Source organism: Halalkalibaculum sp. DA3122 (assembly GCF_043951865.1).
Lineage (GTDB): Bacteria > Bacteroidota > Rhodothermia > Balneolales > Balneolaceae > JAMQKA01.
In genome coordinates, this window is sequence record NZ_JBINJF010000003.1 from 206088 (window position 1) to 229831 (window position 23744).

Sequence of the window (23744 nt, forward strand, 5' to 3'; positions counted from 1 at the left end):
GATTTTACGGCCGTACAAATAGCTTTCAGCATTTTTAAAACAGGTCCTTTTGGCCACCATCAAGCCAGTTCGGCACCTTCAAATTTGACCCCAACTCTGCGTTCAGGTTTTTAATAAAATGAGCAGCCAGCTCGGGCGATCGCTGCTCATCATTCTGATGTACGAAAAAATGAATGTTATCCAATCCCTGGTCGGTCCAGCGCTGGAGTCGTTGCACCCATTCCTCCAGTCGCGTAAAATCGGTGGGATGATTCGCGCCCACATAGCGGACAAACGTCTCATTATTCGTCAGGCGCATGTGCAGCAGATCGCGCCGGCCGGCGGTATCCACAATTACATTTGCCACATTATTTTCCTCCAGTAACTGGTAGAGGTCCTCGGCCACAGCGGGATCATTAAACCAATCCGTGTGCCTGAATTCAGCGGCCAGCGGTATACCTTCCGGCCACTCCTCGACGAAACGGACCACACGATCAAAAAATTTGGGGGCAAACTTGCTGCGCAGCTGCAGGAAAACCGTCCCCAGCTTCTCCCTGAAATGCACTACGCTGTCCAGGAAATCATCTCGTGCTTTTTCAACATCATTCAGCCATTTGAAGTGGCTGACCCGCTGGTTTACTTTTGGAAAAAAACGAAACCCTTCAGGCACTTTTTGGTACCAGTCATTGATTTGGTCCTCCGAAAAATTCCGGTAGAACGTGGCATTCATCTCCACGGCATTAAACTGCGAGCCGTAGTATTCCAGCTCGTCGCCGGTCCCTTTCGGATAAAAATTTTTGAGATCTTTCCGGTTCCACTTGGCACAGCCCACATATATCTCAGGGGGTTCGGAAGAACCCGTTTTTTCAAGCACCTCCGCGGTTCCGGGATGATCCTGGGGTAGGAAAAAATCAATGCTTCCGGGATGATCTGCGCTGCCAAATTTCATGAAAACAGGGTCATGTATTTACGGTTCAGAGGGCTTTACAAAACCGTTGTTTTGCAGAACCCTCGGTTTGTATATTCTTCTTTCTCAAGATTCAGACGGAAGGTATTCATTTTTTTCTCTTTTCCCGAATGGTCTCTTCCCGGGAGCCTGACGGCCCCGACACGTCGAACGAGAGGAATTCTCGTAATACCGAATGCCAATCCCCGCTACCTCAGCTCCTGCCTATTCATTAATGGAGGGTTTTGCAAAACCTCCATTATAAAGAAGTTCCGATTTTAGCATATTTGTATGTATTTTTGGCCTACCGCACAGGGTGCGGCCTGTTATCCAGGCACGGCAACTTTTTTTATTTGATCGAAAATTGTCCTAACTTCATTTTAATATTTACACGATTCAGGAGGCTTTCCACGGCCTCTCTGACAGCCGTGCCAACATGCGGGAAAAGGTGATTCATGCGGGAAAAGGTGATTCTGCTGATTATTTCAATATAACATTCCGGAATCCGGTGGACCGATCCATCTCTTGTTTAAATTGAATAAAATAATCTTCTTACTATTTTATCAATCGAATTATAAAATGATTTAACGCTGTATGGGTAACACAAAGAAAAAAGTTCTCATTGTTGAAGATGACCTTATTCTGAATTTATTGTATGAAAGTTATCTTGAACGACTTGATTTTGAGACTGAGGGAGAGCTGGTATACGGCAAAACAGCAATAGAGACGGCAAAAAGTATTGATCCCGATCTCATTATTATGGACATCTCCCTTGAGGGAGAGATTGATGGCATTCAAGCGATGAAAGAAATTCGAACATTTTCGGACGTGCCGGTCATATATATTACAGGCAATTCCGATCCCTACCACGTAGAACGCGCCCAGGAAACCGACTACCTGGACTACCTGACCAAGCCGATAGAATTTGACGATCTCAAAAAATCCATCGACAAGCATTTCAAGACCGTCAGCTAAGCCAAATAACTGCTTGTCAAGTCTCTTATCCCAGCAAATACATAATCCACAATTCCTGATTTATCACAGAATACAATGATACCGACAGCTAAGAAATCCCTCTCTTTTGTTATACTAATATCCCTGTTTATCGCCGGATGCGCCACGGTACAACAACGTGCCGAGCAACCGGAAACAGCCGCTACGGCAGCCTCCCAGGCAACCCCTCCGGACACCACCCTCCCCCTGGAGCTGGATCGGCCCGTTCCGAACTCCATAGATTTTGAGATTCCGTACGCGTACAAGCGTTCGGTCCGACAGGGCACACGGACCCCCATGGGCACTCCCGGTGAAGATTACTGGCAGCAGAAGGTAGACTACGACATGGACGTGGAGCTTATCCCGGACGAAAAGAGGGTCACGGCCCGCAGTACCATCACCTACCACAACAACGCCCCCGATTCATTGAACGGCATTATGCTTGAACTGGCACAAAATGTGCACAAAGAAGGCGTTCCGCGCAAAGAGAACGTGGAGGTAACGGGAGGAATTGAGATAAAAAGCGTGACAGTGGAAGGGCGCGAGCTCCGGGAAATCACGATGCAGGGACAACAGGGCTATTATATTGATGGAACCCGCATGTTTCTGACCCTGCCCTCGGCCCTCAAACACGGTCGCTCAACACAGGTTGAGGTGGAGTGGGCTTTCAAGGTGCCGCAGAAAGGGGCCGGCGGACGTATGGGGTACAGCGAAGACAACCTCTTTTTTATTGCCTACTGGTATCCCAAGATTTCGGTATATGACGATGTCTATGGCTGGTTCACCGACCGGTTTAAAAACAACGCCGAATTCTACCATGAGTTTGGTGACTATTCGGTCGATATCACCGCGCCGGAACAGTGGCTGGTTACCTCCACGGGCAACCTGCAAAATGCCGGCCAGGTGCTGGACGCTTCCGTTGCCGAGCGCTACCGCCAGGCCCAGCAGAGTGACCAGGTAATAGCCATTGTAGACAGCAGCGACTTCGGGAATATCACTCCTTCAACCGGAGACGGCACATTAACCTGGTCGTTCACGGCAGAAAATATCAATGACTTTGCCTTCAGTGTTACCAAAGAATCGGTCTGGGAGGGCGCGCGCGCCTCAGTTGGAGATCGCGATAACGATGGACAGGAGGAATACACTTTTGTAGATGCCGTCTATCGCCTTTCAGCTCCCAAATGGAAAAAAGCGGTCCCCTATGCCCAGCATTCCATCACCTTCTTTTCAGACTATTTGGGCATGAGTTATCCCTGGTCGCATATGACCTCCATTGAAGGCGGTGGCATTATCGGCGGGGGGATGGAGTTCCCCATGATTACCATCATCGGCTCCTATAACTACCAGCCTCAGGAAAGTCTCTATTACGTGATCGCCCATGAATTTGCCCACATGTGGATTCCGATGATTGTAAGCACCAATGAGCGCCGCTACAGCTGGATCGACGAGGGCACTACGACTTTTAACGAAAACCAGGCGCGAAAAGACTATTTCTCCGATTCCGGCAATCCGGACATCAACGAATTTAATTCATATACAAACATCGCCGGCACCTACCTGGAAGGTCCCATTATGCGATGGTCTGACTATCATTATCCCGGTCCTGCTTTCGGAGTGGCCTCCTACCCGAAACCCGGCAGTGGCCTGGTGATACTACGGCACCTGCTGGGCGAAAAAACATTTCAAAAAGCCTACCAGACGTTTTTGAGCGAATGGAAATACAAACATCCCTACCCGTGGGACCTGTTTAATATTTTTGAAGCGGTCAGCGGGCGGGATCTTGACTGGTTCTGGCGAAGCTTCTACTATGAGACGTGGATTCTTGACCAGGCGGTCGGGGATGTCACCTCAACAGCAAACGGAACGCGGATCGTGATCGAAGACAAAGGCCAAATGCCGCTGCCGGCGACAGTAGAGATAACGCTGGACAACGGCGAAACGTTGACCCGTCATATCGAAGTAGACACCTGGCTGAGGGGCAACACATCTGCAGAGCTTCTCATAGAGCACCAAGCCGAAGTAACCGGGGTTCAAATTGACCCTCAACATCATTTCCCGGATGTGAACAGGGCCAACAATTCCTGGCAAAAATAAACGTCTGCAAGGATTAATATTTAGATTCGTTACAGAGGGGCATTGACAGATGTCCCTCTTTTTATTTTTTGCAATTCTCCCCAGCAAGAAATTGTTTACATTTAACCTTCATTCATATTACTTTCTTTTTCAAAGAAACTGCATATGTTAAAAAAATACCTTTCATTGCGTTGGGTTTTACTAGGCACGGCCATTGTCACTATTCTTGGCCTGACGGCGATGAATGTCTTTTCGCTATTTCGCCTGCACCAAACAACGATTGAATCGGACCTGGAAAACAAGAAACTGCAGGTATCAGAATTTACTGACAAGGTTCATCACCGTTTTTTCAATCCGTACTGGGGAATTGACAAGCTCGACATGGATCATACCCAGCGGGTGTTTGAACAAACAGGGCAATTCCCCCCGGCATTTCAGCGACACATCGAACAGGCCGCCGCCGATTCCATCTTTACCGACATCTATTTCAAACCTCACGGCTGCAGGGCCTGCCAGAATGAAACCAGCCTGCTCAGATTTGATCAGCTTGACCGCAAATTTAAACCGACTACCGAATATTCCGAATTCGTGTGCGACGGGATGGGCATTGCGCGAACCCGCATGAAAGTGCTCATTGACGAATACCGGTTTAACTATAAAAGCATTTTTGATACCCACTACAGCATGACCCTGGCGCTGATCAATCTCTCCGAACAGGAGATTTTTGGCTATCTGACCATGCTGATCGACCAGGACTACCTGGTTAATGAATACTTGCATAAAGAGCTGGTGCGGCGCTTCGGCAACCCCGACTCCAGCGGCGTAGTGGTTTGGCTGCGGGACTGGACCAAGGACGAGACGGTCATAAGCAGCGATCACGCGCGCACCTTTGACGAAGACAAGGTGCAGTACAAGCAGCGGTTTCCCGATTTCTTTGACAACTGGACGCTCAAGGTAGCTTTTACCGAAAGTCCCACGATTGCGGCTTCCAAGGCCTCGCTGTTCAAAAATTTTGCGGTACTGGGTGGTGCGGTCGTCATCCTGCTGGGAGCGATCGGGTTTATCTTTGTCACCGCGCAAAAAGAGCGGGCCCTGGCGGAGCGGCAGGCCGGCTTCCTGGCCAATGTAACCCATGAATTGAAGACCCCTCTTGCCGTAATGCAGGCGGCGGGCGAAAACCTTGCCGATGGACGCGTGGATAACAAGGAGCGGCTCCAGTCCTACGGCCGGCATATCCACAGCGAGGCTCTCCGGCTAAAGCGAATGATAGAAAAGCTGCTGGATGTAGCCAAAGCTGATGCCGGACAGTCCATTATTGAACCCAAACCCGTTGACCTGAACCGGCTTGTTCAACGATACCTGGATAACCATGAACCCTATATCAACAACAAAGGCTTCACTCTTGATATATCGATGGACGAGTCGCTGCCTCCTGTCATGGTGGATGAAGACAGTTTTAACACCATCATCGGGAACCTGGTTGAAAATGCCATAAAATATAGCGAAGATGAAAAATATATCGGTATACAGCTGCAAAAAAAGCATACGCAGGTGCGCCTTGAGATAGAAGATCACGGGGTGGGAATACCCAGGAGCGCGATCAAACATATTTTTGAAAAATTCTACCGGGTCGAAGACTCCCTGACAGCCCAAAGCAAAGGTCACGGTTTAGGACTCTCGATCGTCAAGAACCTTGTTGAGCTGAACGGCGGCACCATACAGGTTGACAGTGTGAAAGGAAACGGTTCTACATTTATCGTGGAATTCCCGATTCTGGTCGATCCCGGAAATAACGGTAAGGGTACTACAGACGAACAATCACAACAACACATTAATCAGCAAGATAAACCCCAGTATGTCGGATAACCCAAAAAAAATAGTAATTGTTGAAGACGAGCCCAGCCTCATTTTTACCTTACAGGATACACTGGAAAACGAGGGATATGATGTTTTTGTGGCTGAAGAAGGTGAAGAAGCCGTCGAAATTGTAAAAAAAGAGAATCCCGACCTGATGTTGCTGGATCTCATGCTCCCCGGAATGAGCGGTTATGACGTATGTAAAAAAGTCCGCAACATGACCTACACGTTTCCCATCATTATATTGACGGCCAGGGACCAGGAAATTGACAAAGTCACCGGCCTCAACATCGGGGCCGACGACTATATGACCAAGCCGTTCGGCGTTAAGGAACTGCTTGCACGCATTAAAGCCCGTCTCCGCCGTTCAGAAACCTACTCCAAGTCAAAACCGATCAACGATCTGGAGCTGGATCCGGTAACGATTGACCTGAAAAATGCCCTGGCCAGGCACCCGGAGGAGGAAAAGGATCTGACCACGCGGGAGGTCGAACTTATCCGGTACCTCGCCGCGCATGCCAATGAACCGGTCTCACGCGATGCCCTGCTGGAAAATGTCTGGCGGTACGAGCACAGCACCAACACCCGTACGGTGGATGTTCACATCTCAAAACTGCGTTCCAAAATTGAACAACACCCCGACGACCCGCAGTACCTGGTTACCCTGCACGGCGTAGGTTATATGCTGAAAATTGAGTAATGGTCAGATCGACTCTGCGGATAATCGTTGGCAGATCAGCAAGGCAGGGAGGGTACCACTTACAGACAGAGAGTTCTTAGTCGTTCAACCCCTCCAACACGTTTTGGGATTTGGTATCGGCGATAAATTGGATAAAATTTTTGATCTGGTTATCCAGCAGTTGCTGCTGAAATGAGTCGCTGATCCCTTTCTCCTCATCAAAATTATCATTTACCCTGGGAATGTAGACCCGTTCCGGAAATATATATGCATTCCGATAACTGAATACCTGCTGCATCTGCTCAACTGCTCGTAAAGCCCCAAAAGCACCATCGGCCTCTCCCACGAAACAGATCGGTTTCTTCTCCAGTCCGCTCGGATAGGGCAGATAATCTATAACCAGCTTCAGAATGCCGGGATACCCTCCATTATATTCGGGTACAACCACGCAGAGCCCGTCGGCATCCAGCAGTTTGGTAGTAAACTTCCGGACTTCTTCATTCTCCTTTCCGTAAGGCCCTCCGCTAACCTGTTCGAGTGGGAAGTATCGCAGATCGATGATTTCAGGCATCACCTCCTCGATCTCACGGTATCGTGTTCGCAAATAACGCGATACACGCAACGCATTAGAGCCGGGGCGGTCGGTACCGCTAATAATATTCAGTTCAATCATTACATGCTGTTCTATTAGTGCTGAAAAAAAGTATACCAAATTCGACAGTTAATAATTCCATCTTAATCATTTAAGACCTTATTGAAAATTTACTTAATTAATAAACATAAATTTAAATCATAACTAAATTTATTTTTAATTTATTCATATTTAATTTAATATATTCACTTAATTGCAATATTAACCTAATTTTATTAAGTGGATGAGAAGAATAATTATACCGGTCATACTGCTGGTACTGTTCGCCGGTGCTCCAGGACTATTGGTGGCAATGCCGGATCCGGCCCCTGTTTTACTGGACACAACCGCTTCCCCCGTCGAAGGGAAAACGTTTGCCGACCTGCTTTGGGTAATGGTCGCCGGTTTCCTGGTATTTTTTATGCAGGCCGGCTTTGCCCTTGTGGAAACCGGATTTACGCGGGCTAAAAACGTCACCAACATCATGATGAAGAACCTGATGGATTTTGGATTGGGTACCATCGTATTCTGGGCTTGCGGTTTTGGCCTGATGTACGGAACCGACATGTTCGGGCTCTTTGGCACCTCCAATTTCTTTTTATCGGAAGCGGTCACTCCCAGCGGCGAGCTGGACGCTTGGCTGTATGGGTATTGGTTTTTCCAGGCCGTTTTTGCCGCCACCGCGGCTACGATTGTTTCCGGAGCGGTGGCAGAACGAACCAAATTTTCGGCTTACATCATCTATACCGTGATTATTACGGCATTTATTTATCCCATTGTCGGGCACTGGATCTGGGGGGGGCGGGTGGCTGGAAAAGCTGGGGTTCTATGATTTTGCGGGATCCACGGTGGTCCATGGTGTGGGAGCCTGGGCCGGACTGGCCGGCACGATGATTCTGGGTCCACGCATTGGTCGTTTTGCCCGCGGAAAAGTAACAAATATCCCCGGCCACAGCATGGCTCTGGGTACACTGGGCGTGTTTATCCTGTGGCTTGGTTGGTTTGGTTTCAATCCCGGAAGTACGCTCGGGGCCGACCTGTCCATCGCGCGTATTGCCGTTACCACCAACCTGGCTGCGGCGGGCGGAGCTGTTACCACGATGGCAGTCGTCTGGTACAGGCGCGGCAAGCCCGATTTGACCTATACTCTCAACGGCGCGCTGGCCGGCCTCGTCGCTATTACAGCGGGATGTGCAGTGGTTTCTCCGGTGTCGGCCCTGATCATCGGTAGCATCGGGGGGCTGTCCATGATGCTCGGAATGTATCTGCTTGAAAAGAATGGCATTGATGATCCGGTTGGAGCGATACCCGTGCACGGCTTTGCCGGCGTTTGGGGCACACTGGCGGTAGGACTCTTTGCACAGTCACCCTACACCACGGAATTAACGGGCCTTTTCTTTGGAGGTTCTTTTACACAGCTGCTGGTACAGGCCCTGGGAATCTTCTCCGTCTTTGCGTGGACGATCGGTACCGCATACCTGGTCTTTAAGGGAATTGAGCAGTTCCACGATTTAAGAGTGAGTGCCGAGGAGGAACTCAACGGGCTCGACAAATATGAGCACGGGGTACGTGGATATCCCGATTTCTTTGGAGTAAATGACGCCCGTGAAATGATGGACCTTGACGCCGAACAGGAGTTGAATCTTATCAACAACGCCATCCTTCCTGTTGATGTAGACCCCGACTCCTGATTCCCGGGAGTCGGCGGACGATAAGAAGTTAGCTATTCGATCGCCAGGCTTTTTTTATCTTCTGGAGGCGTTCCCATAGCTTGCCTTCGCGGCCGATATTCCCAGGTTCGAACCAGCTCGTACCTTCCAGTTCCTCTGGCAGGTACTGCTGCTCGGTCCAGTGGTATGGATGAGAGTGGGGATACTTGTAGTCGTCGGAGGCATTCTCTTTATCCAGGTAGCGGGCCTCCTTGGAGTTGGCGGTTTTGTCCCGCAGGTGAGGCGGCACCGCTTTTGTACCGCGATTCTTAATCTCGCTCCGGACCGAAAATACCGCCCCGGTGCTGTTGCTTTTGGGTGCCAGCGACAGGTAGATACAGGCATGAGCCAGGAAATAGAGCCCCTCCGGCATGCCGCATTTGGTAAACGCCTCGTGTGCCGAATTCACCATCGTCAGGGCATGCGGATCGGCCATCCCCACATCTTCAGAGGCCAGGATAAGCATGCGCCGAAAAATGAAATTGGGATCATCCCCACCCTCAAGCATGGCCGCCATCCAATAGAGGGCCGCATCCACGTCTGAGCCGCGCATCGACTTGATAAAGGCCGAGGCGTAATGGTAATGCTCATCACCGGTACCCTGGTAGCGCACATTGCGTTTCTGGATACACTCTTTGGCGATCTCCAGGTCGATAAGAATGTTTCCCTCTTCATCCTTATCGCTGGAGAGGACTGCCACTTCAAGGGCGTTGATGGCGTTACGAATATCTCCACCCGCGAACTCTGCCAGGTGATTTTTGGCCGGTTCGGTGAGTATGACATCTTTATGGCCGAGTCCGCGCTCCTTGTCCTTCAGCGCCCGGTCGATCATCGTCTTTACGTGCTCAACCTGGAGGTCATAGAGCTCGAAAAGCTGGCACCTGGAAAGCAGCGGATTTACCAGGGAATAATACGGGTTTTCGGTCGTCGCGCCGATCAAGGTGATCACACCCGATTCAAGATGCGGCAGCAGCGCATCCTGCTGAGCTTTGTTCCAGCGGTGGATCTCATCCACAAACAGGATCGTTTTTCTACCGTTCATCTGCTGGATCTTCTGGGCCCGCTCTACAACCTGTCGCAGATCTTTAATCCCATCCAGCACCGCGTTAAGCACCTCAAACTTGGCATTGATCTCCCGCGAAATAACATGGGCAAGCGTGGTTTTTCCCGAACTGGGGGGACCGTAAAAAATCAGCGAGCCGATCACCCCGCTCTCGATCATACGGCGCAGCATCTTCCCCTCTCCGACGATATGATCCTGCCCGACGAACTCGTCTAGTGAATCGGGACGCATGCGGGTGGCCAGCGGTTCATGGGGATTTACCACGGACCGTTTTTCCTGCGATTTCTTGGCCGGATCCGCTTTTTCCTCTTCAAAAAGATTCATCTGCGATAGAGTTGTTTCTGGTGGCAGTTGACAACGTGTAAAATCTAAGCTTTTCCATGTTCAAAATTAAACCTTTTAATAGATCGTTTTAACCTGGTCCCAGCCTCACCTGTGTGCGGCAGGCGTTTGGCAACAACTCTTTGAACTTCCACATCTTTACCGGGGCATTAAAAACTCTGCTATTCAAGCTTGTCTGGCTAAAAAACAGGGCTCTGAAAACCACTGGCTGAATTGACTGTTCAAGACCAGGGACCGACACAAACTAAATGGAAAAATTCTTGTTATTTAAACCAAATCTAAATAAAATTGCGGCGTCTTATTTAGATACGGTCTAGGTAAGAATACGTTGTTGAAACCAAAAATAAAGAACCTCATACATAACTCCGGCTGTGCCGGCCTGTTTTCGTGGCTTTCGCATAGTTTCATCCGCTTGTCCATGCCCGGTATGGGATGACCAAGCCAGGCCACCAGGCATCGCAGCTGTATTAGAAATCACAATCCCTAACCCTAACATAGCGAATACCACAGAACCAATGGCATTTTCTGAAATAAATCTCCTTAAAATACCCGTTTTTCTTGTTTTACTTCTATTATCGGTCTCTTTCAGCGCCCGGGCACAAACAACCGGCAGCATAGAGGGAAGGGTCATCGATATTGAAGACAAGCCGCTTCCCAATATCAACATCCGTCTGGAAGGCACCAGCTACGGGGCCGCAACCAATACCGATGGGTACTACATAATCAATGAAATACCGGCGGGCGACTACACCTTCGTGGTTTCCGGCATCGGATATGAGGAGGAAACGCGAGCCATATCGGTTCAGGCGGACCAATCTCTCACGATCGATGTCACGCTCTCAGGCTCAAACCAGGAGCTGCAGGAAGTTATTGTACGTGCAGGTGATGCGAACAAGTTCAGCACTGATATTACACAGCATGTCGCCAAGCTGCCGATCAGAAATATCAACAATCCCCAGGTCTACAACACGGTTACCTCTGACCTGCTGGAGGACCAGGTTGCGACCAGTTTCGAGGATGCCCTCACCAACACCCCCGGGGTGACCAAGCTTTGGGAATCTACCGGTCGCGGTGGCGACGGAGCCGGCTACTACTCCCTGCGTGGATTCTCAGCCCAGCCCACAATGGTGAACGGGCTGCCCGCCCTCACCAACGGCACTCCGGATCCCGCCAACATTGAGCGGGTGGAAATCATCAAGGGGCCATCCGGCACGCTCTACGGCAGCAGTCTCGTATCGTACGGCGGACTGATCAACGTGGTAACCAAGCGACCCTACTACAATTTCGGAGGTAATATCTCCTACAAAACCGGGAGCTTCGGCCTGAACCGGGTAACGGCAGATATTAATACGCCCGTCAGCAGCGAGCGGGATATCGCACTGCGCGTCAACACGGCATACGACTCCAGAAACAGCTTCCAGGATGCCGGATTCAGCAAGTCTCTTTTTGTTGCTCCGTCCCTCTCCTACCGCGTACATGAGGACCTCTCTTTTCTTATCCGCACCGAATACTACAACGCCGAGCGCACCAATCCCACCATGCTATTCCTGAATAGAAGTGCAGAGCTGACAGCCCATAACATGGAGGAGCTGGGTTACAACCCTAATCACTCGTTTACCAGTAATACACTTACTATTCAGAATCCAACCTTTAATTTCCAGGGCCAGATGAGGTACCGGCTTTCTGACCAGTGGACCTCTCAAACTGCCATTTCAAGCAGCAATGCCCAAACTGACGGATACTACACCTACTTGTGGGATTTCGCCGGCGACGGCACCAACAGCACGTTTGCCCGTTACCTGAGCAAACAAAACTCCACAACCCTGGGCACCGATATCCAGCAAAACTTTATTGGTGATTTTTCAATCGGCGGGGCAGACAACAAAATGGTAATCGGGATTGATTATTTCCAGCAAAACGTCATCAACAACAGCAGCGGATATGTGGGGCTGGGAACCGTATCGCTCGGCACCGACCCCGGCGGGCTTTCAAAAGAAGCGGCCGACACCGCCCTGGCCACCGCGCCAGTTAATCAAAGTGAGACGAAGCAGCAAGTCTACAGTGCCTACATTTCTGATGTAGTGGATATACTGCCCCAGCTGTCGGTAATGGCCAGCCTGCGGGTCGACCATTTCGATAATGAGGGAACCGTCTCCACCGATGATGACGACTACACCCAGATCGCCTACTCACCCAAATTCGGAGTGGTTGTAAAGCCGCTGCCGGAAAGACTTTCGCTGTTCGCCAATTATATGAACGGGTTCAGCAATGTCGCTCCAATCACTTCAGGAAACCAAACCTTCAACTTTTCACCCGAGCGTGCAAACCAGTGGGAAACCGGTATTAAGACCAACCTGCTGAATGACCGCCTTTCAGCCACTGTAAGCTATTACGATATCCGAGTCACCGATGTTGTTCGCCAGGTGGCCCCGGAACAGTATGAGCAGGATGGGGAAAACTACAGCCGAGGTATTGAGGCCAGCATTACCGCCTCCCCTGTCAACGGGCTGAACGTCATTGCCGGTTACAGTTACAACGAGAGCGAAATCACCAAAACCGACAACGATCAATACCGCGGCCGGCGACCTGAAGAAGCTGGTCCCCAAACCCTGATCAACGGCTGGATCAGCTACCGTATTCCCGATGGGCCGCTCCAGGATCTCGGCCTCGGATTCGGGGGTAACTACGCCAGCGAAAATATGATTCTCAACCGGGCCTCCACCGGCCAGTTTACCCTGCCTTCCTATACAGTCCTCAACGCTTCGGTCTTTTACGAAACCGAGAGCTACCGGCTGGACCTGAAAGTCAACAATATCGGCGACACTACCTACTACAAGGGATGGTCAACCATCAATCCCCAGCAGCCACGAAACATAACCGCGAGCTTCTCCTACAAATTTTAATTTGCCATGCCTTCATTCAAAAAAATAATGCTTGTCATCCACCGCTGGCTCGGTCTCATAACCGGGCTGGTGGTACTCATCCTGAGCATAACGGGATGCCTGTTTGTCTTTCACCAGGAGATCTCCGACATCGTAAAAAGCGATCTCTATTATGTAAAGGAAAAGCCGTCGGACCGCCAGCCCCTGCCGATTGAACAACTGGAGCAGAAAGCGGCCGAAGCACTCGAGATAGAGCACCTGCCATATGGACTCACCACCTACAAAGATCCTGACCGAAACTGGTCGGCCATGAATTACCAGGCCAGTGATGAGTTCGCGTGGACCTATTTTGGCTCTATGGATGATTATCGCACCGTATATATAAATCCATATACGGGAGCGGTCGCCGGCATACAGAATGAGAAAAAGGATTTCTTTCAAATTGTGAAAGGCATACACTGGAGCCTCCTGCTGGCCACGCCGATTGGTCAGCCGATTGTTGCGTGGAGCACTGTCATATTTATCGTACTGCTCATTACCGGAATAATTCTATGGTGGCCCAAAAAGTGGAACAAGGCGGGCCGGCAGCGCAGCTTCAGGATCAAGTGGGGCAGCACCTGGCGGAGAGTTAATTATGACCTGCATAATGTGCTCGGCTTTTACTTTTTGACACTGGCGCTCATCCTCGCATTTACGGGACTCTACTGGTATTTTCCCTCCGCCAAAAAGGCGATTTACTTTTTGGGGACCGGTGAATTCAAACTCCCCCCTGACGAGCACAAGCAACATGTTTCAGCCGCCGCACCATCGGACGAAATCGAATCCCCCCTGCAGGTTATTTACCGCAACGCCTGGAATCAAAATCCCAACGCCTACGGTATCAGTTTGGCAACGCCGGTTGACAGCCAGGGGACGATCACGGCCACCGTATATCCGGACGGGCAGACGTATTACGAACATTTTCACCTGGATTACGACCAGTACACCGGGGAGCTGATTGCGGGAGAAGATTACGATTCCAAAAACGCCGGGGAAAAACTATTGGCGATGAATTACGACATCCATGTAGGTGCCATTGGCGGATTGCCGGGGAAAATTATCGCTTTTATCGCCAGCCTGATCTGCGGGAGCCTTCCCGTTACCGGATTCATCATCTGGTGGGATCGAAAAAAACGGCAGTGGGCACGCGAAAAAAGAGACCGGAAGCGCTCCGATAAATCTCATATCAATCCATCATTTAAAGAACCGGAATATGCGAGCCCGGAACCGGAAATAGTAAACAAGTGAGGGGGAGGCATTACTTAGATACCCCGAGAGACCTGTTTGTCTCAATCCTCAGACAGTCTGCACCGCAAGCTCGCGCGACGTTAACTGTTTCCAGGCATTTCGGCCACAAAAATATTGTTGGCAATCTCATAGCCGATCGCCTGCTCTGTCTCTTCAAGTAAAATCGTAAGGGGGCCGTTGAACGGGGCTTTCTCCCTGATTTTAATTTTAACCCCCGGCAGCACTCCCAGCTTTTCCAGGTAGCGCAGCACCTCCGGGTCTTGGTCCTTCACGCGGCTTACGATATAGGTTTTCCCCGCATCCGCGTCTCCCAGCGGCTCAGCATTCAGCTCAGGCATGACGCCCTCCTTGGTTGGGATGGGATCTCCATGCGGGTCGTGGGTGGGATTGTCCAGCAATTCGGCAATCTTATCCTCAAACTGTTCCGATATGTGGTGTTCCAGCTTCTCAGCCTCCTCGTGCACTTCGTCCCAGGAATAACCGAGTACCTCCAGCAGGTACAGCTCCAGCAGGCGGTGGTGGCGGATAATCTCAAGGGCAATCTTTGTGCCCGATTTGGTGAGGGTGGCCCCTTTGTACGACTGGTAATCGACCAGTCCCATTTTTGAGAGCCTTTTTACCATGTTGGTGGCCGAAGCCGACGACACATCCATCGATTCGGCAATGCTGGATGTAGAAGCGCCCTTGCCCTCCGATTCCAATACATAAATAGTTTTTAAATAATCTTCGACAGCTTGGCTCAGAACCATGTATACAAGTACTCCATTTCTAAAAATCTTTATCCCGAATATACGAAATCATCTACACCGATTTGTAGCCGCCGTAAATTATTCCTCGGACCTGTTTTTGATGTACTGGTCAAATTTTACGCGGGCGTAGGCATCAGAACCCACATATGCCAACAATGATTTAAATGTATCGACAGGAATAAAACCCGGTTGTTTTCCCAAAATCTCTCCTTGTCCATTGATAAAAAGGAAAGTGGGCGTTCCCGACACGCGAATGGAACCGGCAAACTCCCGCTCCGACATTTCAGTGCCGTTGTAGGTAACCCGATCCTTCGATTCCACATCCAGGCGTACTGGATAATAGTATTTGTGAAGCGAATCCTGGACCGCCTTTTGGGGAAACACCTCTCGTTCCATCTTTTTGCAGTACCCGCACCAGCTGGCCTCCATGTAGATCATCACCTTTTTATCGCCCGATTTTGCAAGCTCCTGGGCTTCCTCCAGGGAATACCAGTTTATCTTGGCTGTGCGATCAACTCCCTGAAATGCCGATACGGTCATAAAAAAAAGTACCGCCAGTAACATACTTGTCTGTTTCATTCTGCATAAAATTTGTTGAACTTTGAGTATACGGTTCGATGGTTACCTAATTTATCTATTCTAACTTTTATTGTTAAGTTTTATTACCATCACAGTCATGTCATCGTGTTGCCTGGCCTTTCCCGAAAAGGTATCCACATCCGACACCAGATCTGATAGGATTTCAGGGGCCTGTTTTTTTGCGCTGTTACCGAGCAGTTTTTGCAGCCGACCGGTTCCATAAAACTGGTGTGCCGTATTCAACGACTCAACAACGCCATCAGTATATAGCACCAGGAGATCTCCCGCGGAGAGCTCCAGCGTGGCCTCCTGGATATTGTTGTCAAATGAGTCTGAAATTGTTAACCCGAGTCCCAGTCCACTGGGCTGAAGCAGGTTTATGGTCTTTTTCTCGGCGGCATAATGCAATATCGGGTTATGGCCGGCCCGCGCAAAGCTAAACGTTTTTTGGCGGGTATCCACGATACCGTAAATCAATGAGATAAAAGTACCGCGCCGTGCGTTATCATAAAACAGTTTATTCGCTTTTTTCAGCACTTCCGCAGGTGATTCTGTCTCCCGGCACAGGGTATGCAGGATCCCCTTGGTGAATGTCATGTAAAATGCGGCCTGAATGCCCTTGCCGCTCACATCCCCAATAGCCACCCCGAGGCGGTGGTCATCGAGCTGGATAAAATCATAATAGTCGCCCCCGGTTTCATACGCCGGCTTACAGATAGCTGCCAGATCCAGCATATCGATGGCGGGCGTTCCCACCGGCAGGAACGATTGCTGTACATCGCGGGCAATCTGCAGCTCCTGCTTAATCCGCTCCTCCTGCGCCAGCTCTTCTACGTATTCCGGTACAAAATCGGGCAGTGCCCGCCCCTCTTCACCTTTCAAAATTGAAAATACTCCCCCGCCCGTTGCCAGAAACAGGAACACGAGATAAAACAAAAAGACGTAGAAATCGGGCGAACCCTCCATCATCCATCCACTGGAAGCGACCAGCAGGCAGTTGAACAGGAAATAGGTTATCAGCAGGGTCAGAAAATCCCAATATAGGTAGATACCCGTCAATGCCAACCCAAATACCAAGTGAAGAACAGCCTGCGTTACGGGCGGTCCGCCGGTATACGGGAGCGGCTCTGCCACCACAACGGCCAATATCATGAAAAAGCCGGCCAGCCAGCGCTTGCCGGTCTGGGCATAGGTTTGGGAACCGACAACCAAAAATATGCTGAAAGCGGCAAACAGGGTGTACCACAAATTGTCCAGTAACAGGTAAACTGGAGGCCAGATCACCTCGTAAGACAAGATCGGTTCCTCGATTTCAAAGTAAAAATCGGGGAAAAACCACAACAAAACAGCCCAGAAACCGGCAAGAAGAAAAGCGAGGACACCCGAGCGGACAAACGCCTCACCCACCGGTTTGTTAAAAAACATTCCCTGCCGGAGATAGTCGTAACAATCGAGCTTGCCGGGCCAGTATTGGCGGGTAACCGAATCGCCGACCGCTGAAAGAACGAAAAGGCTGACCGAAGCTACGGCACCGGTGATTCCCATACTCAGGGAGAGGCCCACAAGATCGACCCAGTTGCCACCCTCTTCAAAAATATTGGTTTCATTGATCTGGTTCATGAATATAATAGCCGGCACTGTAAATCCCGCCAAAATACTCAATACCAGCGCTGATTTTGTATCGATCACCCGCGCCCGGATACGGAAATAAAAGATGATAATCGTGCCTATACCAAAAAGAAAAAAACCGGCCACTTGAACCAGTTCCCAGAGGGGCGGGGTTCTGCTGTCATTGTCGGAACGGGGATTATAGCTGGCACTCAGTCCCAGCAGGTTGCCCGTTGGCGTCAACGAAGCCCGCAGGTTTATCACCTGCCCGTGGATCGGCTGCGCTGAGGTATACCGGATACGCGCAACGACCGTTGATCCCACCGTTTCCATACGGATATTCGCCACATCAAACTTTTGCAGTTCCCAGCCGGACTGCGCAATGTAATATTCACCCAGCCGCAATACTTCGGAGCGAGTAAATGGACTGATACCCGGAGAGGAGCCCCGGCCACTTGGAGCGGTGGTCGTGTCGTTATAATTCCGATCAAGGTTAAAGCTTAATTTCTCATGCCAGAGCGAATCCGGCAGGGTCTCCAGCAACTGCCGCAAACTGTCCGAGGTAAAAACACGCTCCAGCGCCTCCCGGTTCACCTGCTGTTCCGGTATCAGGTCACTTCCATTTAACAATTCGACCCACTCTCCCGAAGAAGCATATCGTATGATGAATTCGGTGGGCCCCGTTTCTACATTCTCCCGATCGCTCCCAATCGTGATTTGCCTCTCATCCCTTACCGAACTTTTTTGGTTGAAATGAACCTCCCAAAAATAGGGGTAGAGGTTCGCTGAAGAATCTTGCTGAAAGATTTTAATCGCTTTCTGCCGACCCATGTTGGTTTGCAGACTGTCCAACAGGCGGCTGTTGGTCCCAAAGTTGACCTGCGTGCGGTAGTTGCTGGTGTTGAATCCCAGCGAACCGGCAAGGTCTTCCGCACGGGATTCCGCGGAAGATTCATCCAGGGCAATATGGATCATGCCCCGAGGATCTTGCGAGTCATAGGTCATGAAAAAGCCGAGCACCCCGAGCAGCCCGGCGGCTATAAACAGAAAATCCTGAACGGTGTAGCTTCGATTTTGATTTAGCAGAGACATGCACCTGTCGCCTAAATTGATTATCGCAGAATGAATACACGCATGAATATGCTAAATAGTTATGAGAATATCTTTTAACTTTCCGGGGCTTTCACGTCCGTGCCGGAACAATATGTTTGGGCTAACGGATGGAAAAATTTGCCTGGATCCACACCTTTCGCTGCTGGACCTGAAGCGTTATTTCCACTGCCCTGGCACGCACCCCGGGTCAAAACCACCAATCGACAGATATACTGCATATGTGCCTGATCGCCTTTTCATATAAACAGCACCCGCAATATGACCTTGTTTTCATAGCCAACCGGGATGAGTTTTATGAGCGGCCCACGCGAAAGGCCCGTTTTTGGGATGAGGAACCAGACATCCTGGCAGGCAAAGATCTCAAGGCGGGCGGCACATGGATGGGGATTACGCGCGATGGGCGGCTTTCCGCCCTGACCAACTACCGCGACATGGCTAACCGCAAGGAAAACGCCCCCTCACGGGGACACCTGGTGCGCAATTTCCTGGCCGGCGACATCGCACCGGAATCGTACCTGCAGCAACTGCATTCCAAGGCCGAACAGTATAACGGGTTCAACCTGTTGGTGGGTTCGATCCACAACCTGATGTATTACTCCAACAAAACAGGTCAGCCGGTATCGCTCGACGCCGGTTTATACGGGTTAAGCAATCACCTGCTGGATACGCCCTGGCCGAAGACAGAGCGATCAAAGAAACAACTTTCAGAAGTTATCCGGCAAGATACTATTGATGAATCGTCTCTCTTCGAGATATTGAAGAACGACCAGGCGGCCCCTGATTCCCGGCTCCCTGATACCGGCTTGTCCAGGGACCTTGAACGCGCCGTTTCCCCCATCTTTATCGCAACGGAGGAATATGGCACCCGCTGCTCCACAATTTTACTGGTTGGCAGCAACGGGCAAGTAACCTTTGAGGAACGCCGATACAAAAAGGGAAGTGCCACTGTCAAAGATAACAGCCGTTTTGAGTTTGAACTGGAAGGACGTTGACAATCAGTTTTGCGATCGATTGAACGCTTTGACGAGTTTGAATATCGTGGAGTGTAGTTGGAAGATAACAGTCGGTATGAGGCGGAGCTTCAAGGCTAAAAAATGGGGAGCTGGTTAGTAAACGGGCCTTTGCAGAACCTGCCATTTTGTTGGGAGGTAGTTGTACTACCGGCCTTGGTGGCCTTTTAACGGGAGTACAACTCCCTCAGAACGAGGAATTGAGGGTTTTACAAAGCCCTCTAAACGTTTAATCCAAACTTGTAATAGCAGCTTCTTTTCCCTCTGGCGCATACTCTTCCGGATCCGGTATTTTTCCAAATTTAAAGATAACAGCAATGATTACAACCACTCCCAGCGGGTAGATAACCCACCAGGGAATACTCAGCACCAGCACGCCGACCATCGCCAGGATGCTGATCGCCCCCACGATCATGGCATAGGGCAGTTGCGTGTTGACATGCTCCACGTGATCGCACTGGGTGGCGATGGAACTCAAAATCGTCGTATCGGAAATCGGGGAGCAGTGGTCGCCCCACACCGATCCGCCCAGCACGGCACTAACGCAGGCGTAAATAATTTCGTGGGTGACCTCAAAACCCAGTCCACTGCTGTTGCCGATCTCCCACGCAAGCGGGACCACCAACGGCATCAGGATACCCATCGTGCCCCAGCTGGAACCGGTGGCAAAAGCAGTAATTGCCGACAAAAACAGGACCATCGACGGCAGCCAATAGGGATTCAGCAGGTCACCAAAAACCGACATCAGGTAATCTGCCGTATTCAGCTCCACCGTAATGGCGCTAAGCGCCCACGCCAGGACTAAAATCAGGAGGCCGTCAAACATGGTGTGCATCCCGTCCATCATTCCTTTCAGGGTGTCCTCAACATCCAAAAGCCTTTGCGACAAAGTCATAGCTATGGCCACCACCATCGAAAGAAATCCGCCCCAGAGCAGCGCTTTGTAAGAGTCGGCTGTTTCAATGATTTCCTGGATATTGCTGCCATCACCCGTGACCACCAGTCCGCCGATACACCCAAACACAAGTACAAATATCGGGACAGCGGCATTTATCCAGTGCGATTCAGTCTTCTTTATTTCATCCTCCCTGATCTTCTCTTTGTAGAGGTTGTAGCGATCCAGCTCCGGTTCATGCTTGGCTTTATACAGGGTGATGCGTGCTTTCAGCATGGTCGCAAAATCGCGGCCGGACCATGCGATCAGAATCACAAAAAGGATGGTAAAAAATGCGTAAAAATTGTAGGGAAGCGAGTTAAAAAATACGGAGTATGCCGCTTCGTTGAACTCCGGCATCTTTGCCTCGGCGTCGGCGATAAACCCCACCATTGCGCCGATCCAGGTGCTAACCAGCGCGACAGTGGCGATGGGAGCGGCGGTGGCATCCACGAGATAAGCCAGCTTGGCGCGGGAGATCCGAAGCTTGTCGGTGAGCGGGCGCATCGTATTGCCGACCACCATGGTGTTGGCATAATCATCAAAAAAGACAATAAACCCCATCAGTGCCGTGATGAGCTGGCCATGCACTTTGGTGCGCACATACCGGGTAATCGCCCTGATCACCCCACGCGTTCCGCCGTTGTCGGTGATAATGCCCACCATGCCGCCGATCAGCAGCGTAAAAATGATAATACTCATGTGCCCCGCATCGGCGGTGGCATCTAAAATATAGTCGCTGAGGGCGGTGAAAAAACTCGTAAAAACACTAAAAAAGCTCAGGTCACCCGCCAGGAAAGCACCGCACCAGATACCCAGAAAAAGGGCAAACAACACCTGGCGAAAGACCAGGGCAATTCCAATGGCAACAAGCGGGGGAAGGACACTCGTCCATGAAACGGATGGGGATTGTGCCTGCTCCGCGGTTGATTGAATCGTACCTGCTGCTTCGGGGGCGCCGGCACCTAGAATAAAGATGCATGCAATCAGTCCCAGAGCCAAGACCAGAAATGACCAGTTTTGCTTCATACCTCAACCGTTTTTAGGAGATCAGGACGACCGTTTTCTCGAACGTTTAAGCATGAAAATACAATCTCTGGGATTTTTTCCTAATCAAAACGTATTGCGTATTACGTACTGCGTATTTGGAATTGCCAACGTTGAGTATTCTCATAAAGTAATATGAAATACGCAGTACGATTTTACCTTTTATTTTAACCTTTCAAGGGCTGTTTTAACTCGGCTAATAGTCGTATCCTTGCCCAAAAGCTCAATGGCCGGAAACAGGTCGGGACCGAAGCCCTGCCCGGTGACCGCTACGCGAAGCGGCATGGCCACTTTGCCGAATCCGATGTCCATCTCGTCGGTCAGCTCATTGACGGCGGCTTTCAGATTATCGACGGTAAATTCATCTTCGCCAAGATCAACAATCTTTTCCAGGTACTTTCGGACGATCTCCCCGCTGTCGTCCTTCCATTTTTTGAGCGCTTTTTTGTCATACTCTTCGGGATCCTCAAAAAAGAACATCCCCTGCGTGATAAAATCCTCCACCTTGCTCACGCGATCTTTCATCAGCTCAATGATTTCCAGCAGGTACTCCTTTTCTGGCTCCACGCCCTCTTCTTTTGCAATGGCTGCCACGCGTGGATACAACTCCCCGGCCGGTTTTTCACGCAGGTAGTTCTCATTGTACCACAGCAGCTTTTTATGATTGAATACCGCCCCGCTCTTGCTGACGCGGTCCAGGGTAAACAGTTCAACCAGTTCATCGAGCGAATGGATTTCGGAATCGTCGCCGGGACTCCATCCCAGGTAGGCCAGGAAGTTCACCAGGGCCTCCGGCTCATATTTCTGCTCGCGGTAATCTTTGGCATTGATCGGAATGCCTTCACTCTCGGCTTTTCTCTTGGAAAGCTTCCCGCCGCTCGGCGACATAATCAGTGGCAGGTGGGCCATCCTGGGCGCTTCCCACCCGAGGTATTTGTAGAGCAGCATATGCTTGGGCGTGCTGCTGAGCCACTCCTCACCGCGGATAACGTGCGAAATTTCCATCAGGTGATCGTCTATCACGTTGGCCAGGTGGTAGGTGGGCATGCCGTCGGACTTGAGCAGCACCTGGTCGTCCAGCCCCTTGCTCTCGAAGGAGACAAATCCGCGGATCTCATCTTCAAAACGGATGGTCTCTCGCCGCGGCACCTTCAGGCGTACTACGTACTCTTCGCCCTCTTCCAGCCGTTTTTCAACCTCTTCCTGCGGGAGCGTCAGGCTGTTTTGCATCGACATACGGGTAACTGCATCATATTTGGGGGACGGGTTGCCGGATTTTTCTAGTCGATCGCGCATGTCGTTGAGCTCCTCGGGCGTGTCAAACGCATAGTAGGCATGTCCCTCTTCGACCAGCTGCTCGGCATACTGTTGGTACAGGTCCCGGCGTTCGCTCTGGCGGTACGGCCCGAAGTCGCCCTCCCTGCCGGGTCCCTCATCAAAATCGAGTCCCGACCACTGCAGGGACTCAATAATATCCTCCTCCGCCCCCTCCACGTAACGGCTCTGGTCGGTGTCCTCTATACGAAGTACAAACACCCCGTCGTGATGCTTGGCAAACAGGTAGTTATAAAGTGCGGTTCGGAGCCCACCGATATGCAAAAATCCCGTGGGGGAAGGAGCAAAACGTACGCGAACGGATTCGTTCATCTCAATTAAATTTGGGTATTAGCGTGAATTTCGAATGAGCTGCAAAGATACAGGTTCTTGGAGAGTTTTGAAATGCGTATTGCGTATTGCGTATTGCGTATTGCGTATTGCGTATTGCGTATTGCGTATTGCGTATTGCGTATTGCGTATTGCGTATTGCGTATTAGGAAATATGTTTTAAGATTTGAGAAAGTCAATTCAAACTTTTCTGATATGAAATTTAGAGAATGGATCAAAACTGTTCCCAAAGAGATAACGAATGATACAATTTGGAACATGCAGGTGTATAAGTATGCACTTTTCCTTTCTGATGTTGCATGGCAGGATATATCTCACCTTTCAAAAAGAAAAGTATTGGTCTCTTTATGTGATCAACTCGACAGGGCAACAGGTTCAGTTTCTGCAAATCTGGAAGAAGGATATTCTAAAAAATCAAGATTGGACAGAGCACGATTTTATGAGTACTCTTTAGGCTCAGCCAGAGAAAGCCGCGGATGGTACGACATTCGCTTCCAGATAAAGTTTTTAAATCACGCTCACTACTACTAACAGAAATAATAAAACAATTGTTACACATTGTTCCCACTGAACGTCAAAACAAAATCAAAGAACACGA

At 50.3% G+C, this 23744-nt stretch carries 16 protein-coding genes and 1 pseudogene; 9 read left to right on the forward strand and 8 right to left on the reverse strand.

Annotation, left to right across the window (positions count from 1 at the left end; translation table 11 throughout):
* Window positions 1–34 precede the first annotated feature (34 nt).
* Window positions 35–928: a DUF72 domain-containing protein gene (locus ACG2F4_RS03630; protein WP_395258533.1), complete on the reverse strand. Its 894-nt coding sequence runs from the start codon at window positions 926–928 to the stop codon at window positions 35–37.
* A 591-nt stretch (window positions 929–1519) separates the two neighbouring features.
* Here ACG2F4_RS03630 and ACG2F4_RS03635 point away from each other — a divergent pair.
* The 4 genes from ACG2F4_RS03635 (at window position 1520) to ACG2F4_RS03650 (ending at window position 6548) form a co-directional block, all read left to right on the forward strand.
* Window positions 1520–1900 carry a response regulator gene (locus tag ACG2F4_RS03635; protein ID WP_395258536.1) on the forward strand — a complete coding sequence of 127 codons (381 nt, stop codon included), beginning with the start codon at window positions 1520–1522 and terminating at the stop codon, window positions 1898–1900.
* 75 nt (window positions 1901–1975) lie between these two features.
* A complete protein-coding gene (locus tag ACG2F4_RS03640) occupies window positions 1976–4012 on the forward strand; it encodes a M1 family metallopeptidase (RefSeq protein ID WP_395258539.1) in 2037 nt (678 codons plus the stop codon).
* 144 nt (window positions 4013–4156) lie between these two features.
* Window positions 4157–5857, forward strand: coding sequence for a sensor histidine kinase (locus ACG2F4_RS03645; RefSeq protein ID WP_395258542.1), 1701 nt, complete (start codon window positions 4157–4159; stop codon window positions 5855–5857).
* Window positions 5847–6548, forward strand: a complete 702-nt coding sequence (locus ACG2F4_RS03650; RefSeq protein ID WP_395258545.1) for a response regulator — start codon at window positions 5847–5849, stop codon at window positions 6546–6548. The genes ACG2F4_RS03645 and ACG2F4_RS03650 overlap by 11 nt, the downstream gene beginning before the upstream one ends.
* Window positions 6549–6624: 76 nt before the next feature.
* Here the strand turns inward: ACG2F4_RS03650 and ACG2F4_RS03655 are convergent, their stop codons facing one another.
* Window positions 6625–7200, reverse strand: coding sequence for an NADPH-dependent FMN reductase (locus ACG2F4_RS03655; protein ID WP_395258548.1), 576 nt, complete (start codon window positions 7198–7200; stop codon window positions 6625–6627).
* Window positions 7201–7402: 202 nt separating this feature from the next.
* Here ACG2F4_RS03655 and ACG2F4_RS03660 point away from each other — a divergent pair.
* A pseudogene (locus ACG2F4_RS03660) lies at window positions 7403–8849 on the forward strand (ammonium transporter).
* Between the two features lie 28 nt (window positions 8850–8877).
* Here the strand turns inward: ACG2F4_RS03660 and ACG2F4_RS03665 are convergent.
* Window positions 8878–10254, reverse strand: coding sequence for a replication-associated recombination protein A (locus ACG2F4_RS03665; protein WP_395258551.1), 1377 nt, complete (start codon window positions 10252–10254; stop codon window positions 8878–8880).
* A gap of 533 nt (window positions 10255–10787) precedes the next feature.
* Between ACG2F4_RS03665 and ACG2F4_RS03670 the strand changes: the two genes are divergently transcribed.
* Both ACG2F4_RS03670 and ACG2F4_RS03675 read left to right on the forward strand, forming a co-directional pair.
* Complete coding sequence (locus ACG2F4_RS03670) at window positions 10788–13175, forward strand: TonB-dependent siderophore receptor (protein WP_395258554.1); 2388 nt, start codon at window positions 10788–10790, stop codon at window positions 13173–13175.
* A 6-nt stretch (window positions 13176–13181) separates the two neighbouring features.
* Complete coding sequence (locus ACG2F4_RS03675) at window positions 13182–14441, forward strand: PepSY-associated TM helix domain-containing protein (RefSeq protein ID WP_395258557.1); 1260 nt, start codon at window positions 13182–13184, stop codon at window positions 14439–14441.
* An 80-nt stretch (window positions 14442–14521) separates the two neighbouring features.
* Here the strand turns inward: ACG2F4_RS03675 and ACG2F4_RS03680 are convergent, their stop codons facing one another.
* From ACG2F4_RS03680 to ACG2F4_RS03690, 3 genes are all read right to left on the reverse strand, one after another.
* Window positions 14522–15190 carry a metal-dependent transcriptional regulator gene (locus ACG2F4_RS03680; protein ID WP_395258560.1) on the reverse strand — a complete coding sequence of 223 codons (669 nt, stop codon included), beginning with the start codon at window positions 15188–15190 and terminating at the stop codon, window positions 14522–14524.
* A 78-nt stretch (window positions 15191–15268) separates the two neighbouring features.
* Complete coding sequence (locus tag ACG2F4_RS03685; RefSeq protein ID WP_395258562.1) at window positions 15269–15769, reverse strand: thioredoxin family protein; 501 nt, start codon at window positions 15767–15769, stop codon at window positions 15269–15271.
* Window positions 15770–15829: 60 nt separating this feature from the next.
* Window positions 15830–18469 (reverse strand): PP2C family protein-serine/threonine phosphatase, encoded by a 2640-nt coding sequence (locus ACG2F4_RS03690; RefSeq protein ID WP_395258565.1) that lies wholly within the window; start codon window positions 18467–18469, stop codon window positions 15830–15832.
* Window positions 18470–18708: 239 nt separating this feature from the next.
* Here ACG2F4_RS03690 and ACG2F4_RS03695 point away from each other — a divergent pair, with 239 nt between their 5' ends.
* Window positions 18709–19482 carry an NRDE family protein gene (locus tag ACG2F4_RS03695; protein WP_395258567.1) on the forward strand — a complete coding sequence of 258 codons (774 nt, stop codon included), beginning with the start codon at window positions 18709–18711 and terminating at the stop codon, window positions 19480–19482.
* A 247-nt stretch (window positions 19483–19729) separates the two neighbouring features.
* On the opposite strand, the gene ACG2F4_RS03700 is transcribed toward ACG2F4_RS03695, so the two are convergent.
* Together ACG2F4_RS03700 and gltX are read right to left on the reverse strand one after the other, a co-directional pair.
* On the reverse strand, window positions 19730–21463 hold the full coding sequence (locus ACG2F4_RS03700; protein ID WP_395258569.1) for a Na+/H+ antiporter NhaC family protein: 1734 nt from the start codon (window positions 21461–21463) through the stop codon (window positions 19730–19732).
* Window positions 21464–21643: 180 nt separating this feature from the next.
* Window positions 21644–23128, reverse strand: coding sequence for a glutamate--tRNA ligase (gene gltX / locus ACG2F4_RS03705; RefSeq protein WP_395258572.1), 1485 nt, complete (start codon window positions 23126–23128; stop codon window positions 21644–21646).
* 213 nt (window positions 23129–23341) lie between these two features.
* On the opposite strand from gltX, the gene ACG2F4_RS03710 reads away from it, so the two are divergent.
* Window positions 23342–23677 (forward strand): four helix bundle protein, encoded by a 336-nt coding sequence (locus ACG2F4_RS03710; protein ID WP_395258574.1) that lies wholly within the window; start codon window positions 23342–23344, stop codon window positions 23675–23677.
* Window positions 23678–23744 lie beyond the last annotated feature (67 nt).

Excerpts from the sequence above, each read along its gene's own strand:
- ACG2F4_RS03685 (WP_395258562.1), bottom strand. The coding sequence starts at position 15,769 with ATGAAACAGACAAGTATGTTACTGGCGGTACTTTTTTTTATGACCGTA.
- ACG2F4_RS03670 (WP_395258554.1), top strand. The coding sequence starts at position 10,788 with ATGGCATTTTCTGAAATAAATCTCCTTAAAATACCCGTTTTTCTTGTT.
- ACG2F4_RS03650 (WP_395258545.1), top strand. The coding sequence starts at position 5,847 with ATGTCGGATAACCCAAAAAAAATAGTAATTGTTGAAGACGAGCCCAGC.
- ACG2F4_RS03695 (WP_395258567.1), top strand. The coding sequence starts at position 18,709 with ATGTGCCTGATCGCCTTTTCATATAAACAGCACCCGCAATATGACCTT.
- ACG2F4_RS03635 (WP_395258536.1), top strand. The coding sequence starts at position 1,520 with ATGGGTAACACAAAGAAAAAAGTTCTCATTGTTGAAGATGACCTTATT.
- ACG2F4_RS03645 (WP_395258542.1), top strand. The coding sequence starts at position 4,157 with ATGTTAAAAAAATACCTTTCATTGCGTTGGGTTTTACTAGGCACGGCC.
- ACG2F4_RS03640 (WP_395258539.1), top strand. The coding sequence starts at position 1,976 with ATGATACCGACAGCTAAGAAATCCCTCTCTTTTGTTATACTAATATCC.
- ACG2F4_RS03680 (WP_395258560.1), bottom strand. The coding sequence starts at position 15,190 with ATGGTTCTGAGCCAAGCTGTCGAAGATTATTTAAAAACTATTTATGTA.
- ACG2F4_RS03700 (WP_395258569.1), bottom strand. The coding sequence starts at position 21,463 with ATGAAGCAAAACTGGTCATTTCTGGTCTTGGCTCTGGGACTGATTGCA.
- ACG2F4_RS03655 (WP_395258548.1), bottom strand. The coding sequence starts at position 7,200 with ATGATTGAACTGAATATTATTAGCGGTACCGACCGCCCCGGCTCTAAT.
- ACG2F4_RS03690 (WP_395258565.1), bottom strand. The coding sequence starts at position 18,469 with ATGTCTCTGCTAAATCAAAATCGAAGCTACACCGTTCAGGATTTTCTG.
- ACG2F4_RS03675 (WP_395258557.1), top strand. The coding sequence starts at position 13,182 with ATGCCTTCATTCAAAAAAATAATGCTTGTCATCCACCGCTGGCTCGGT.
- gltX (WP_395258572.1), bottom strand. The coding sequence starts at position 23,128 with ATGAACGAATCCGTTCGCGTACGTTTTGCTCCTTCCCCCACGGGATTT.
- ACG2F4_RS03665 (WP_395258551.1), bottom strand. The coding sequence starts at position 10,254 with ATGAATCTTTTTGAAGAGGAAAAAGCGGATCCGGCCAAGAAATCGCAG.
- ACG2F4_RS03630 (WP_395258533.1), bottom strand. The coding sequence starts at position 928 with ATGAAATTTGGCAGCGCAGATCATCCCGGAAGCATTGATTTTTTCCTA.
- ACG2F4_RS03710 (WP_395258574.1), top strand. The coding sequence starts at position 23,342 with ATGAAATTTAGAGAATGGATCAAAACTGTTCCCAAAGAGATAACGAAT.